This window comes from Ferrovum myxofaciens (assembly GCF_000735045.1).
GTDB classification, from domain to species: Bacteria; Pseudomonadota; Gammaproteobacteria; order Burkholderiales; family Ferrovaceae; genus Ferrovum; species Ferrovum myxofaciens.
In genome coordinates, this window is record NZ_JPOQ01000258.1 from 1 (window position 1) to 813 (window position 813).

The window sequence follows — 813 nt, forward strand, 5'->3', positions numbered from 1 at the left end:
TTTAATGCGGCTAGAGGTTTCTGGTTTCTCTAGCCAAGTTGGACGTAAAGCGTCAGCAATATGCCGAGGTTGGATTAGATCCAATGGTAAGGATCCAATGATAGGGAAAACGTCTTGGGTAAGGGTGTTTATCCATTGCTGACCGTGTTTGTGGTTTTTCCAACCAGGCAGCCGTTCTGCATGCACTGTAGTGGCGGCATCTTCAAAAGTGGGGACTGTTGGTTGTGCCGGTTCCAATATCTTTTTCTGCTCCAGCGGATCTTGGCCTGCCGATATTTGTTGGCGCATAAGCAATGCCTTCTGGGCTGCTTCGGCGATGCTTACTTCAGGGTAGGTGCCCAAACCTGCGTTTCGGCGCTTTTTTGTAAGAGGGCTCAAGTATCTCAATACCCATTTTCCACATCCCTTCTTGGCGGATGGATGCAAGGCCAGTCCCGTAATGTTGCCATGTGGCAAAACCTGTCCGCCGGGTTTTATGGAGCGAGCCTTCAGTTCGGTAAGTGCAGCCATGGGTAAACAACCATCAGTACAGTATGCCGTCCAGTATGCCACAAATGAATAGTTTTTGATGTATGATAATGGACGTTACTAGACAATTATTTGTATACCTTGCTAATTATAAAGGTATATTTAAATTGTATCGGACATTATTGGACTTTATTTAAGCGGACACCCTCTCCGCCAGTATTTACCCGGACTGCGCGAAAAGCCCCGTCGTTCAGGGCGGGGATGAATAGCGCGGATGCCGAAGGCATCCATCTTCGTTTCCTATAGTGGCGTTTGCTGTTGCTCGATATATTGTTTGATGATGCC

The 813-nt window shown here is 47.5% G+C and carries 1 protein-coding gene; it reads right to left on the bottom strand.

Going from position 1 to position 813, the window contains the following annotated elements; translation table 11 throughout:
• A partial coding sequence (locus IV91_RS0113345; protein ID WP_031599268.1) for a tyrosine-type recombinase/integrase occupies nt 1–510 on the bottom strand: 510 nt, incomplete at its 3' end.
• Between the last annotated feature and the right edge of the window lie 303 nt (nt 511–813).